This window comes from Streptomyces sp. NPDC029139 (assembly GCF_055564335.1).
On the sequence record NZ_JBVHWN010000002.1, the window covers coordinates 50,393 to 63,382 of the forward strand.

Annotated in this window: 15 protein-coding genes; 5 read left to right on the plus strand and 10 right to left on the minus strand. The window is 73.3% G+C overall.

All coding sequences use genetic code 11. The annotated features are described in order from the left end of the window. Nucleotide 1: 1 nt before the first annotated feature. Entirely contained in the window at nucleotides 2-757 is a 756-nt protein-coding gene (locus tag ACZ4VW_RS04340; RefSeq protein WP_467958287.1) for an SDR family oxidoreductase, read from the plus strand. 63 nt (nucleotides 758-820) lie between these two features. On the opposite strand, the gene amaP is transcribed toward ACZ4VW_RS04340, so the two are convergent. From amaP to ACZ4VW_RS04365, 5 genes are read right to left on the minus strand one after another with little or no spacing between them, the layout of a single operon-like run. After that, nucleotides 821-1,408: an alkaline shock response membrane anchor protein AmaP gene (gene amaP / locus ACZ4VW_RS04345; RefSeq protein WP_467958289.1), complete on the minus strand. Its 588-nt coding sequence runs from the start codon at nucleotides 1,406-1,408 to the stop codon at nucleotides 821-823. A 4-nt stretch (nucleotides 1,409-1,412) separates the two neighbouring features. Further along, nucleotides 1,413-2,018, minus strand: a complete 606-nt coding sequence (locus ACZ4VW_RS04350) for a DUF6286 domain-containing protein (RefSeq protein ID WP_467958291.1) — start codon at nucleotides 2,016-2,018, stop codon at nucleotides 1,413-1,415. Next, entirely contained in the window at nucleotides 2,015-2,365 is a 351-nt protein-coding gene (locus tag ACZ4VW_RS04355) for an Asp23/Gls24 family envelope stress response protein (RefSeq protein WP_467958293.1), read from the minus strand. Before ACZ4VW_RS04355 ends, ACZ4VW_RS04350 begins: the two co-directional genes overlap by 4 nt. Nucleotides 2,366-2,371: 6 nt before the next feature. Then, nucleotides 2,372-2,563 (minus strand): hypothetical protein, encoded by a 192-nt coding sequence (locus tag ACZ4VW_RS04360; protein ID WP_467958295.1) that lies wholly within the window; start codon nucleotides 2,561-2,563, stop codon nucleotides 2,372-2,374. A 37-nt stretch (nucleotides 2,564-2,600) separates the two neighbouring features. Then, entirely contained in the window at nucleotides 2,601-3,056 is a 456-nt protein-coding gene (locus ACZ4VW_RS04365) for an Asp23/Gls24 family envelope stress response protein (protein ID WP_467958297.1), read from the minus strand. Nucleotides 3,057-3,148: 92 nt separating this feature from the next. Between ACZ4VW_RS04365 and ACZ4VW_RS04370 the strand changes: the two genes are divergently transcribed. After that, on the plus strand, nucleotides 3,149-3,844 hold the full coding sequence (locus ACZ4VW_RS04370) for a hypothetical protein (protein WP_467958299.1): 696 nt from the start codon (nucleotides 3,149-3,151) through the stop codon (nucleotides 3,842-3,844). Nucleotides 3,845-3,853: 9 nt separating this feature from the next. On the opposite strand, the gene ACZ4VW_RS04375 is transcribed toward ACZ4VW_RS04370, so the two are convergent. From ACZ4VW_RS04375 to ACZ4VW_RS04385, 3 genes are all read right to left on the minus strand, one after another. Further along, on the minus strand, nucleotides 3,854-4,651 hold the full coding sequence (locus ACZ4VW_RS04375) for an enoyl-CoA hydratase/isomerase family protein (RefSeq protein WP_467958301.1): 798 nt from the start codon (nucleotides 4,649-4,651) through the stop codon (nucleotides 3,854-3,856). A 119-nt stretch (nucleotides 4,652-4,770) separates the two neighbouring features. Further along, nucleotides 4,771-4,992 (minus strand): helix-turn-helix domain-containing protein, encoded by a 222-nt coding sequence (locus tag ACZ4VW_RS04380; protein ID WP_006123601.1) that lies wholly within the window; start codon nucleotides 4,990-4,992, stop codon nucleotides 4,771-4,773. A 343-nt stretch (nucleotides 4,993-5,335) separates the two neighbouring features. Continuing rightward, a complete protein-coding gene (locus ACZ4VW_RS04385) occupies nucleotides 5,336-6,934 on the minus strand; it encodes an ABC-F family ATP-binding cassette domain-containing protein (protein ID WP_467958303.1) in 1,599 nt (532 codons plus the stop codon). A 286-nt stretch (nucleotides 6,935-7,220) separates the two neighbouring features. Here ACZ4VW_RS04385 and ypfJ point away from each other — a divergent pair, with 286 nt between their 5' ends. Together ypfJ and ACZ4VW_RS04395 are read left to right on the plus strand one after the other, a co-directional pair. After that, the gene (ypfJ, locus tag ACZ4VW_RS04390) at nucleotides 7,221-8,111 is read left to right on the plus strand and encodes a KPN_02809 family neutral zinc metallopeptidase (protein WP_467958305.1); all 891 of its coding nucleotides are present in this window, start codon (nucleotides 7,221-7,223) and stop codon (nucleotides 8,109-8,111) included. Nucleotides 8,112-8,200: 89 nt separating this feature from the next. After that, nucleotides 8,201-8,602 carry a VOC family protein gene (locus tag ACZ4VW_RS04395; protein ID WP_467958307.1) on the plus strand — a complete coding sequence of 134 codons (402 nt, stop codon included), beginning with the start codon at nucleotides 8,201-8,203 and terminating at the stop codon, nucleotides 8,600-8,602. A 7-nt stretch (nucleotides 8,603-8,609) separates the two neighbouring features. Here the strand turns inward: ACZ4VW_RS04395 and ACZ4VW_RS04400 are convergent, their stop codons facing one another. Both ACZ4VW_RS04400 and ACZ4VW_RS04405 read right to left on the minus strand, forming a co-directional pair. Then, nucleotides 8,610-10,133, minus strand: coding sequence for a hypothetical protein (locus ACZ4VW_RS04400; protein ID WP_467958309.1), 1,524 nt, complete (start codon nucleotides 10,131-10,133; stop codon nucleotides 8,610-8,612). 104 nt (nucleotides 10,134-10,237) lie between these two features. Next, nucleotides 10,238-11,365, minus strand: a complete 1,128-nt coding sequence (locus ACZ4VW_RS04405) for an alpha/beta hydrolase (protein ID WP_467958311.1) — start codon at nucleotides 11,363-11,365, stop codon at nucleotides 10,238-10,240. Nucleotides 11,366-11,724: 359 nt separating this feature from the next. Between ACZ4VW_RS04405 and ACZ4VW_RS04410 the strand changes: the two genes are divergently transcribed. Beyond that, nucleotides 11,725-12,990: an inorganic phosphate transporter gene (locus ACZ4VW_RS04410; RefSeq protein WP_467958313.1), complete on the plus strand. Its 1,266-nt coding sequence runs from the start codon at nucleotides 11,725-11,727 to the stop codon at nucleotides 12,988-12,990.

Sequence of the window (12,990 nt, forward strand, 5' to 3'; positions counted from 1 at the left end):
CATGGATCTTGGACTGAAGGACCGTGTGTACGTGGTGACCGGCGCGACGCGCGGGCTCGGCCGTGCGTCGGCCGAGGCGCTGCTCGCCGAGGGCGCGAAGGTGCTGATCACCGGGCGCGAGGAGAAGTCGGTCGCCGAGGCGGCCGGGGAGCTCGGCCCGGGCGCGGCCGGTCTCGCGGCGGACAACGCCGATCCCGCGACGCCCGGCCGGCTGATCGCCGAGGCGCGCTCCCGCTTCGGGCGCTTCGACGGCGTCCTGGTCAGCGTGGGCGGCCCGGCGCCGGGGTTCGGTGCGGACAACAGCGACGAGCAGTGGGCGTCGGCGTTCGACACGGTCTTCCTGGGGGCGGTACGGATGGCCCGGGCGGCGGCCGAGACCCTGTCCGAGGGCGGCGTCATCGGTTTCGTGCTCTCCGGCTCCGTCCACGAGCCGATCCCCGGCCTGACGATCTCGAACGGGCTGCGCCCCGGCCTCGCCGGCTTCGCGAAGTCCCTCGCGGGAGACCTCGGGCCGCGCGGCATCCGGGTCGTGGGCGTCCTGCCGGGGCGCATCGACACGGACCGGGTGCGCGCGCTGGACGCGATGTCGGGCGACGCGGACGCGGCGCGGGCGGCGAGCGAGTCCCGCATCCCCCTGCGCCGGTACGGCACGCCGGAGGAGTTCGGCCGTACGGCGGCGTTCCTGCTGTCGCCGGCGGCCTCGTACGTGACGGGCGTGATGGTCTCGGTGGACGGCGGCGCGCGGCACGGATTCTGACGGACGGACGGCGCCGGGCGGCATCACGCCACCCGGCGCCCCGTCACGCCGACCGGTGCCGTGTCAGGTGACCCGGCGGGCGCGGTGCTTGACCGCGCGGAGACGGGCCTCCGTCGGCAGGGACGACAGACCGGTCGAGGTACGGGCGTTGGCCAGGGCCTCGGTGGTCAGGGAGGTCAGGGCGTCCCCCGGGGAGGCGTGTGGCTCCAGGCGCAGGGCCACCCGGGTACGGGGGGCCGTACGGCGGCCCGTCAGGGCGATCCGGGCCCGGGACACTCCGTCCTGAGCCAACGCGTCCGCCTCCATGACGGCCTCCAGCGCCCGGCCGCGCACCGTGGCGCCCTCCCCGTCGCCGGTCTCGATCATGACCTCCGCGAGCCGGGCCCGGCGGAACTGCGCGAGCAGCCACCACAGGGCCAGCAGCACCAGGATCCCGAGAACGGCGATGACCACCGGCCACCACCAGCCCTCGTCGCGCCATCGTCGGCGGTCCGCCGCGCTCAGCAGGACGTCGGAGGGCCCCGACCAGGGCCACCAGGAGGGCACCGACAGGTCGAGCGCGGCCGCGAGGACCGCCCCGCCGAGGACGAGCAGCAGCAGGCCCACCAGTCCGATCAGGACCCGGTTGACGCGCCTCAGGATGACGGTCACCCCTTCACCCCTTCCTCGGTGGACGGGCCACCCGTACGACCGGCGCGGGCGGGCGCGCGAGTCCCAGTTGGTCGATGCCGGTGGCGACGACGCTCTCCACGTCGGCGCGCACCTCGTCGAGTCCGCGGAAGTGCGAGACCGCCCGCACCTTCACCTTCCGGCGCCCCATCCGTACGCGTACCGACTGCACGCCGGAGACCTCCATGGCCCGGTCCCGCAGGGCCTGCGCCGCCGCCTCGCGGTCGAGTCCGGCCCGTACGTCGGCGTGGTCGCGCCGCATCGGGAGGACGGACCGCAGCCCGGGAGTTGCCGCGAGCAGCAGCAGCCAGGCGCCGAGCAGGACGGCGAGGGCGGCGCCGACCACGGCCCAGGCGTCGTCGAGGGGCCGGCGGGCGAGGCCGTCGGCGAGCTCGCGGCGCCAGGTCATGGCGTTGTGGCCGGCTCGTACGGCCGCCACGTCGTAGAGCAGCAGGCCGGTGCCGCCGAGGAGGACGAGGGCGACGATCGCCGCCGGGATCCGCCGCACCGACCAGAAGCGGCGTGCCGGGGCGGTGGCCGGCGGCTCGTCCTTCAGCACGGGTACGGTCGCGGTGTCGCTGACCGTGCTCATCGCAGCCTCCGTCCGGCCGACTCGCGCGCCGTGCGTGGTGAGTGCAGCCGCTCGACATGGACCGCCACCTCGGGCACGTCCAGACCCGCCAGCTCCCGCACCCGGCGTGTCACCTGCCTGCGGACCGCGCCGCACTGCCGGCCGAGGTCCGTGGGGTGTCCGAGCTCCAGACTGACGGAGACGCGCGCCGTGTCACGCTGCACGGCGACCGACGCGTGCGGTTTCGAGGCGCCGGGGGGCAGGTCGTCGAGGGCCTCCCGCGCGGCCCGCGCGGCGATCTTCGCGACGACCCGGTCGGCGATGGTCGTCGCCCCACGGCCGGACGGGTGTACCGGGTCTGCTGCCACCCCCCGTCACCGCCGCCGCTCGCCGCGCTCGCGACCCCGGAAGAAGTCACCGGGTTCGAGGTCCCCCTCGAGGAACCGTCCGACGATGAATCCGACCGCGCCCAAGGCCGCGACCAGGAGAAACGCCCCGAAGCCGCCGAAGTACCCGGCGAAACCGAGGGCCATTCCGGCCACCAGGCCGACCACCGACATGCTCATGCTGTGCCCCTTTCCGCCGGGCTGTCCACGGACACGGCTACTGGAGCCGCTGCTCCGACTCGTCCTCTTCCTCTTCGTCGGGGAGCTTCACATCGCTGACCGCGATGTTGACCTCGACGACCTCCAGGCCCGTCATCCGCTCCACGGCCGAGATGACGTTCTCACGCACGGCTCCGGCCACATCGGAGATCGAGACGCCGTAGTCGACGACGATCTCCAGGTCGAGCGCGGTCTGCACCTCGCCGACCTCGGCCTTCACGCCCCGGGTGGCGCTCGACTTCGCTCCGCCGCCGCCCGGTACCCGTTCACGCACGGCACCGAGGGTGCGGGAGAGTCCACTGCCCATGGCGTGGACGCCGACCACGTCGCGGGCGGCGAGGCCGGCGATCTTCTCCACGACCCCGTCGGCGATGGTGGTCCGGCCGCGGGTGGCGGGGTCACCACCGCCGCGCTTGGTCACGTTCGGTTCCTTCGGGTGCGCGGGATCGTTCATGATCCTCATCCCTTCCCTGCGGATATGTACTCCTTCGCCCACATTAAGTGCGCTTGCCCCATCTCGCGCCAGGGATGCGGCAGTCTGGGTACATGACGACGACAGCGGGGACGGGATGGGCGACGGCGGTACGCGAGCGGCTCGGGCCGGGCAGGCTGCTGCCGCTCGGTGAGGCGGCGGACGGCGCGTGGCTGACGGAGCGGGCGGCTCGGGCCGTGCTGCTGAGGGCGGTGGGAACCGTGCGAGGAGTGGTGCCCGGGGTGCTCCGGGTGGGGCTCCTGGAGGCGAGCGGCGAGGAGCCGTTCCCCGTACCGCCGGGCGGACTGCCGCCGGGGACGCTGGCGGTCTCGGCCGAGTTCGCGGCCGCCTACGGGGCGGAGGGGAGCCGACCGCTGCCGGCGCTCGCCACGGAGGTGCGCGAGGCCCTCTTCGCCGCGGCCACGGGAGAGTTGGGGCTGAACGTCGCGGCGGTGGACCTACGGGTGACGGGCATCGCCGAGAGCGGGCAGGAGGCCCCGGAGGCATCGGCCACCACTCCCCCGCCAGGGCGGACCTCGCCGCCGTCGGAGGATCCGGCGGCCCCGGCGGTGCTCGCGGTCGAGGGCGTGGCGGCGCTCACCGACGTGCTGGGCAGCGCGGTCCACCGCGGTCCGGGGCAGCTCCGTGCGGAGGTGGCGGTGACCGCGGGACACCGCCCGCTGGACGTGGCCCGGGCGGTGCGCGGCGCGGCGACCGCGACCGTCCCCGAGGGGACGGCGGTCACGGTCCTGGTGTCGGAGATCCGCTGAGCGGTGGTGTCAGTCTCCGAGGCCGGCCAGATCGCGCAGGCGGCGGGCCTGGGCGGCGCGCTCGGCGGTCCGCTGGTCCTCGTAGGAACGGCCGGCGGCGCCCTGGAGCAGCGTCTTGGTCTCGATCACCGCGTCGCGCGGCGCGGCGAGCAGCGCGGCGCTCAGGTCCCGTACGGCGGCGTCGAGCTCGTCGCCGGGCACGGCGATGTTGGCCAGGCCGATGCGCTCGGCCTCCTGCGCGTGGACGAAGCGGCCCGTGGCGCAGATCTCCAGCGCGCGGGCGTAGCCGACGAGGGAGACGAGCGGGTGCGTGCCGGTCAGGTCCGGCACGAGGCCCAGGCTGGTCTCGCGCATGGCGAACTGCACGTCCTCGGCGACGACCCGGAGGTCGCAGGCGAGGGCGAGCTGGAAACCGGCACCGATGGCGTGCCCCTGGACCGCGGCGATCGAGACGATGTCGCCCCGACGCCACCAGGTGAACGCCTCCTGGTACTCGGCGATGACCGCGTCGAGGTCTTCGTCCGAGCCCCGTGCCAGATCGATGAACGACGGCTCGCCGTCGAAGCCCTCGGGCGTGAACGCCTGCCGGTCGAGCCCGGCGGAGAAGGACTTGCCCTCGCCCCGCAGGATCACGACCCGCACGCTGCCCGGCAGTGACCGTCCGGCTTCCGTCAACGCCCGCCACAGAGCGGGAGACTGGGCGTTGCGCTTCGCCGGGTTGTTCAGGGTCACCGTGGCAACGGCGTCCTCGACGGTGAGCCGTACACCGTCCTTGTCGAACACGAGCACAGAGTCGAGCGAAGTCATGGGGCGCCTCCGGTTCCGGTGCAGCACTGCTAAGTGACTGCACAGTAACCACCCGGCCGACCGCACGGGCGACCGGGTGGCCACCGCGGAACCGGTGGACCCGACGAACCGCGACCCACTCAGGCCGAGGCGGCCTTCTTGCCCCGTGTCGCCCCGCCGCGTCCGCGCAACGTGACTCCGGACTCGCTGAGCATCCGGTGGACGAATCCGTAGGAGCGGCCGGTTTCCTCGGCCAGCGCCCGGATGCTCGCACCGGAGTCGTACTTCTTCTTCAGGTCTGCCGCGAGCTTGTCGCGCGCGGCGCCGGTCACCCGGCTGCCCTTCTTCAGAGTCTCGGCCACCCGTGCCTCCTCATGGGAAGTGCGCTCTGGACTTCTCATGATCACCCCTTCCGGACGTCCTGGCCACCCATTCGACAAGGTCCGTGCCACAAGGTTGGCGGCCGTGGAAGGTCCCGTCACGACCGGAATCCCACATTCCGCAGTGCGCGGAGCACGGCCTGGAGCCGCTCGGGCCGGGAAGTGCCAGGTCAGCGGCGCGCCTGGCGCACAACGACGGCGCGGCCCGCGAGGGAAGGGTTCCTCATCGGGCCGCGCCGGGGGTATGAGACGCACTCACTCAGATGATGGATCACCCATGAGCCGAATGATCCAGGCCGGGATGATCAGGCGAGATCAGGCGAGATCAGGCGAGGGCGACCAGGTCCTTGTAGTCCGGGCCCCACAGGTCCTCGACACCGTCCGGGAGCAGGATGATCCGCTCCGGCTCGAGCGCGTCGACCGCGCCCTCGTCGTGGGTGACGAGGACGACGGCGCCCTTGTACGTGCGCAGCGCGCCGAGGATCTCCTCGCGGCTGGCGGGGTCGAGGTTGTTGGTGGGCTCGTCCAGGAGCAGCACGTTCGCCGAGGAGACGACGAGGGTGGCCAGCGCCAGCCGGGTCTTCTCACCGCCGGAGAGGACCCCGGCCGGCTTGTCGACGTCGTCGCCGGAGAAGAGGAAGGAACCGAGCGTCTTGCGCACCTCGACGAGGTCGAGGTCGGGCGCGGAGGAGCGCATGTTCTCCAGGACCGTGCGCTCCGGGTCGAGCGTCTCGTGCTCCTGGGCGTAGTAGCCGAGCTTGAGACCGTGGCCCGGCGTCACCTCTCCGGTGTCGGGGCTCTCGGCCCCGGCGAGCAGACGCAGGAGCGTGGTCTTGCCCGCTCCGTTGAGGCCGAGGATGACGACGCGGGAGCCCTTGTCGATGGCGAGGTTCACATCGGTGAAGATTTCGAGCGAGCCGTACGACTTGGACAGACCCTCCGCCGTCAGGGGGGTCTTGCCGCAGGGCGCGGGCTCCGGGAAGCGGAGCTTGGCGACCTTGTCGGAGACCCGGACCGCCTCCAGACCGGAGAGCAGGCGCTCGGCGCGCTTGGCCATGTTCTGGGCGGCGACGGTCTTGGTGGCCTTGGCGCGCATCTTGTCGGCCTGCGAGTTGAGGGCCGCGGCCTTCTTCTCGGCGTTCTGGCGCTCACGCTTGCGGCGCTTCTCGTCGGCCTCGCGCTGCTGCTGGTACAGCTTCCAGCCCATGTTGTAGACATCGATCTGGGCGCGGTTGGCGTCCAGGTAGAAGACCTTGTTCACGACGGTCTCGACGAGGTCGACGTCGTGGGAGATCACGATGAAGCCACCGCGGTAGGTCTTGAGGTAGTCGCGCAGCCAGACGATGGAGTCGGCGTCGAGGTGGTTCGTCGGCTCGTCGAGGAGCAGGGTGTCGGCGTCCGAGAACAGGATCCGGGCCAGCTCGACGCGGCGGCGCTGACCGCCGGAGAGCGTGTGCAGGGGCTGGCCGAGGACGCGGTCGGGGAGGCCGAGGGCGGCGGCGATGGTGGACGCCTCCGCCTCGGCGGCGTACCCGCCCTTGGTCAGGAACTCGGTCTCCTGGCGCTCGTACTGCTTCATCGCCTTGTCGCGGGTGGCGCCGGAGCCGGTCGCGATGCGCTCCTCGTTCATCCGCATCTTCTTGATCAGGACGTCGAGGCCGCGGGCGGAGAGGATGCGGTCGCGGGCCAGGACGTCGAGGTCGCCGGTGCGCGGGTCCTGCGGGAGGTAGCCGACCTCGCCGGAGCGGGCGATCTGGCCGGCGGCGGGCATGCCCTCGCCCGCGAGGCACTTGGTGAGGGTGGTCTTGCCCGCTCCGTTGCGGCCGACGAGACCGATGCGGTCGCCCTTGGCGATGCGGAAGGAAGCGGACTCGATGAGGATGCGGGCGCCGGCGCGCAGCTCGATGCCGGAAGCGGTGATCACGGACAGACTCCAGGGCGGGGGATGGACGGCGGAAGGGCTCTTGGGCGGATCGACGCCGCTAGTGCACGAGGAGAATGGCCATGCGGCCAGTCTAACGGGCCCCTGCAACTGCTTTTCGGCCATGCGCGCGGACGGCCGGGCGGCCGGGCGCGCCCCACCGCGTTCCGCCACCGCCGCGGCCCGCGACGCCCCGCCCGGCAAAAGGGGCGGGTCGTGTCCGGTTCGCCGATACTCGGGCGCAGGGCGGCGGCCACCGCCGTGGCGGAGACGGCAGAGGCGGTGACCCATGCGGTTCGACGACGACGCGGGCCTGGACACGTCCGAGGTGCGGGACGTCCGCGGCGGCCGCGTCCCCGGCGGGAAGGCCACCGTCGGAGGTGGAATCGTCGGCCTCATCGCCCTGGTCCTGGGAGTGTTCTTCGGCGTCGGCCCGGAACAGCTCGGGCTCTCCTCCGGCGATCCCGAGCCGGTGGCGACCTCCTCCTCCGCGTCCCAGGTCGAGCGGAGCTGCCGGACCGGCGCGGACGCGAACACCCGCGAGGACTGCCGGATCGTGGCGGTCGTCAACAGCGTGCAGGACTTCTGGCGGGCGGAGTACGCGCGCCGGGGCGGGCGGTACGGGGACGCGCGCACGGTGATGTTCACGAACCGGGTCTCCACCGCCTGCGGCTCGGCCACCTCGGCGGTCGGGCCGTTCTACTGCCCCGGGGACCGGCAGGTCTATCTGGACCTCGGGTTCTTCGACGAGCTGCGGACCGCCTTCGGGGCGAGCGGCGGCCCGTTCGCCCAGGCGTACGTGGTGGCGCACGAGTACGGCCACCACGTGCAGAACATGACGGGAACCCTGGCCCGCTCCCAGGACGGGCGGGCCGGCGCCGACTCCGCCGCCGTACGGGTGGAGCTGCAGGCGGACTGCTACGCCGGGGTCTGGGCGCGCCACGCGACGACCACTCCGGACGACAGGACGGGGCGTCCGCTGCTGACGAGTCTGACGGAGGCCGACATCCGCGACGGCCTGGACGCGGCGGCCGCGGTGGGCGACGACAGGATCCAGGAGAGGTTCCAGGGCCGGGTGACACCGGAAAGCTGGACGCACGGCTCCGCCGAGCAGCGTCAGCAGTGGTTCCGTACCGGCTTCACGACCGGAGACATGGCACGGTGCAACACCTTCCGCTGAGGCGGCTCGTTGTCGGTGCCAAATGCCAGACTGAGACCCAGGTCACATTCCGAGGTTTCAGGCCCACCAGGCGATAAGGAGTGATCGGGATGGCTGAGGCACCCCACATCTGTCCGACCCTGACCTACGACGACGCCCACGCCGCGATCAAACAGCTCACGGAGGCGTTCGGTTTCACCCGCACCGCGGTGTACGAGGCCGAGGACGGCAAGGTGGCACACGCGGAGCTGTCGTACGGGAACGGCATGGTGATGCTCGGCAGCAAGGGGACGGGCAGCGAGTTCGACAAGCTGATGGAGGGCTCCGGGCCCGTCGGGGTGTACGTCCACGTGGACGACGTGGACGCACACCACGCGCGGGCGGCGGAGCACGGCATCGAGATCGTCATGCCGCCCACGGACCAGGAGTACGGCTCCCGGGACTACATGGCCCGCGACGCCGAGGGGAACATCTGGAGCTTCGGCACGTACCTCCCGGGCGGCGCGGAGTAGCGGCCGCTCACGCCCCCCCGGTGTGGACCTGGAAGGCCGCCCTGCGGACGGCCTTGGCCAGGGCAGGATCGGGGTGGGCGGCGGCGAGGGCCACCAGGACCTGGACCGTACGGGGGTGGCCGACGGCCCGGACCGCGTCGAGGAGCGCCGGGACGGTGCCCTGGACGGCGGAGTCGAGGTGGCGGACGAGCAGCGCGCTCTCGCCGTGGTCGGCGACGGCCGCGGCGGTGTCCACCCAGAGCCAGGTGGCCTCCTCGCGGGTGAGCACGTCCGGGGCGTCGTCGGGGTCGGCGCCGTCGTACTCGGCGAGCCAGAGCAGGGCGTAGGGACGCAGCGACGTCTCCTCCGCGGCGGCCCGGACCTCGGCCTCGGCGGGGGCTCCGACGACCCGGAGCGCCTCGAAGGCCAGACCCCGCAGCAGAGCGTCCTCACCACGGGCCACGGTGAGGAGTTCCGTGACCGCGCTGGAGAGCGTGCGGGCGGCGAGCCAGGCACGGTACTCGTCGCGGGCCGGGCCGGGGGTGAGGCGGGCGCAGCCGCGGAGCATGTCCTCGGCGGACTGCTCGATGTTCCCGGCGGGGCTCTGCGCGGCGACGCAGATCTGCTCCAGCTTGACCCAGACCGCCCAGTTGCCGAGGGGGGTCAGCGTGGCCTGGCGTCCGGCGGCGCCGTCACGGTCTTCGGCGGCTTCGGTGCCTTCGTTGCCTTCGGTGCCTTCCGGGGCTCGGGGGCCTTCGTCGAGGGTCAGGGCGCCGACCGCTGCGAGGCCCTCCAGGGCCCAGTCGAGCAGGGCGGAGAGCCCGCCGGTGCCCGGTCCGCACGCGGCGTCGGCCTCGGCGGCGGGTCCGGCGTCGGTCTCGGCGGCGGGTCCGGTGCCCTGGACCGGGACCTCGCAGCGCTCCTCGCGCAGTTCCTCGACCCGCTGCTGGAGCAGGTCCAGCAGGGCCGGGACGAGCACGGGACCGGCGGAGAGCTGGAGCAGGGACAGCACCTGCGGAACGGCCTCGACGACCTCGGCCACGGCGCCGGGCGCCACGTCCTCGGGGGCGGGGTGCACCAGCGACCAGGCGTCGAACAGGGCGACCCAGCCGCGCAGCACGGCGGAGTCGTCACGGTCCCATGCCTGCAGCCGCCAGCCGGGGCGGGCGGTGCCGCCGTGGAGTTCGACGAGTCCGGCGAGCCGGGCGCGGTCCCAGCCGGCCCGGACCTGGCCGGGCGTCAGGCCCAGTGCGGCCGCGGCGCGTTCCTGGGCCGGGACGGCCTCCATGCCGGCGTCGGGGCCGGGGCCGGTCGGAGGGGTGGCCTGGGGGCCGGTCGGAGGGGCGGCCTCGGCGCCGCGGTCGACGGCGGCCCAGCGGGCGATCCGTACGGCGTCGGCGAGGACGATCCGTGCCTGGCGGGCCAGTTCCGCACGGGGCGGAGTGCCCTCCGGCGGCCGCGGCGCCGGCCGGGTGCGCCGGGTCGTCACGGCCCGCCGGGCGGTGGCGAGTGCCCGCGGACGGACGAGTCGGAGTCTGGAGTTGCGCGCCATTTGCTCATCAGGCTTTCGAGACGTCACGGAGGCAGTCTTCCCGCTGACGGCCCGAAAGCCCAATCGGAATCGGCAGCGCCGGTGGAGCGCCGTCGGAGGAGGGGTCAGAGCAGGGGGGTGAGGAAGCGGCGCAGGGCCTCTTCGTAGCGCACCGGGTCCGCGTTCCACATCGAGGCGTGCGGGGCGCCGCGGACGGTGTGCAGGGTGACCAGTTCCGGACGGCGGGCGGCCAGTTCCAGGGACGGCCCCCACGGGGCGAGGGTGTCGTCGGGGCCGTGGAGGACGAGCGTCGGCACACGCAGGCCGGCCGGGTCGGCGACCTCCCGGAGCACGTCGCCGTGGGCGGCGGTCCTGCCCTGGGCGGCGCGGACGGCGAGCGGGAGCAGCGGGCCGGGGACGCGGCGGGCCGCGGCGAGGTTGCGCAGGGTGGTCTCCCGGTCGAGGACCGGGGAGTCGAGGACGAGTCCGCGGACCACGTCCCGTACGCCGGAGTCGGCGGCGGCGTGCAGCGCCATCGCGGCGCCGGTCCCCCAGCCGTACAGGACGATCTCCTGGGCGCCCCGGCGCACGGCGTGGCGGACGGCCGCGTCGACGTCGCGCCACTCGGAGTCGCCGAGGTGGCCGAGGCCGTCCGGGGAGCGGGGCGCGCCCTCGTCCCCCCGGTAGGCGACACAGAGGACGGGGATCTGCCGCCGGGAGAGGAAGGGGACGAGGTTGAGGGGGTGCCGGCGGGTGGTGCCCATGCCGTGCAGGGCGATCACCCAGATGGGGCGGGGGCCGGGGACGAGCCAGGCGGGCAGCGTGCCGAGTTCCCCCGGGATCTCGACGTCCTCGTAGTCGAGCCCGAGCGCGGTGCGCGGGGTGCCGCTGTGGAGCTCGGGGGTGAGCCGGACCTTGGCGCCGGGTTCCAGGGCGCCGAGCTCCACCCGTTCCAGGCGGCGGACGACGGTGTCCGCGGTGTGCGGGACGCGGTCGAGGACGGGTCCGACGACGGCGTGGACCCCGGGGCCCTCGATCCCGTACGTACCGGGGCGCAGGGAGGCGAGGCTGCGGGTCAGGGTGACCCGGTCGGACTCGGCGGCGTGCACCGTGAGCCGGGGATCGCCCGGGAGGGGAAGTCCGGACGACGCCCTGAGGGCGGCGTCACTGGCGTACCGGCCGGCCGCCACCGCGGCCGCGCCGACACCGAGCAGAGTGGTGACGGCCGCTGCCGTCGCTGTAGCCGGGCGCACCGTCCCAGTGTCGGCAGGACGGGGCTCGGCTGCCACCGGACGGACCCGCCGGGCCGCTCCCGCGAGTGACATGGATCTCCTCGGCGGGTCCCCCGATCGGCTGACGGGGACCACGGGGCGTCCGGCTGGTGACACGGGCGGGCGGGGCGGAGGGGAAGGGTGCCGCCCGTGTGCCGTGACGGCACGGCTTCCGGGGGTTCCGGGGTGACCGCATCGTGGACAGAAGCGTGCCGGGGAACGCTAAGCGGAATCTCCGGACACTGGATCGGGACACCACGCAGCCCGACCCAGTTCACCTTCCGTTCACTCAGGTTGCTTACGTTCGTCGAGCCACTGACGTCGAACGATTGCCTGGGTAAATGGAACACATCACGCTGCTGCTCGCGATTGTGGTCGTGACAGCTCTCGTGTTCGATTTCACGAACGGTTTCCACGACACCGCCAACGCGATGGCGACGACCATCTCGACCGGTGCTCTCAAGCCCAAGACGGCGGTGGCCATGTCCGCCGTGCTCAACCTGGTCGGCGCGTTCCTGTCGGTGGAGGTTGCCAAGACGATCTCCAAGGGGCTCGTCAACGAGGAAGGCATCCAACCCGAGGTCATCCTCGCCGCGCTCGTCGGCGCGATCCTCTGGAACCTGCTGACGTGGCTGGTCGGTCTGCCGTCCAGCTCCTCCCACGCCCTGATGGGCGGCCTCATCGGCGCGACCATCGCCTCGATCGGCTTCAGCGGAGTCAACGGCGGGGTCGTCGTCACCAAGGTCCTCATCCCGGCGGTCGCCGCCCCGCTCGTCGCCGGTCTGGCCGCGATGCTCGCCGCCCGCCTGACGTACCGCCTCGACAGGAACGCCGGCAAGAAGACCACGGAGAAGGGCTACCGCGCCGGTCAGATCGCCTCGGCCGGTCTCGTCTCCCTCGCCCACGGCACCAACGACGCCCAGAAGACAATGGGCATCATCACCCTGGCCCTGGTCGCCGGCGGCGTCCTCGCCCCCGGCTCCAACCCGCCGGTCTGGGTCATCGTCTCCGCCGGTGTGGCGATCGCCCTCGGCACCTACCTCGGCGGCTGGCGCATCATCCGCACGATGGGCAAGGGCCTCACCGACCTCCAGCCGCAGCAGGGCTTCGCCGCCCAGACGAGCGCGGCCACGGTCATCCTGGCCTCCTCCAGCCTCGGCTTCTCGCTCTCGACCACGCACTCCTGCTCCGGCGCCGTCATGGGCGCGGGCCTGGGCCGCAAGGGCGGTGTCGTCCGCTGGTCGACCGCCACGCGGATGTTCGTCGCCTGGGGCCTGACCCTGCCGGCCGCGGGCCTGGTCGGAGCCGGCGCCGAGTACGTCGCCCGGCAGGGCGACTGGGGCGTCTACACCGTCGCGGCCTTCCTGGTCGCCTCCTGCGTCGCGATCTGGCTGGTCTCCCGCCGCCAGGTGGTCGACCACACCAACGTCAACGACGTCGACGCGGAGCCCGCGGGCGTCGTGACGACCGCCATCGCGGCCGTCACCCCGCCGCCGTCCGGTTCCGTCGCCGCCGTCGCGGACGAGGACCTGAAGACCACCATCCCCGCGCCGGCCCCCACGGACCCGGCGGCCCCCGCCGCCCCGACTGCGCCCGCATCGGTATAA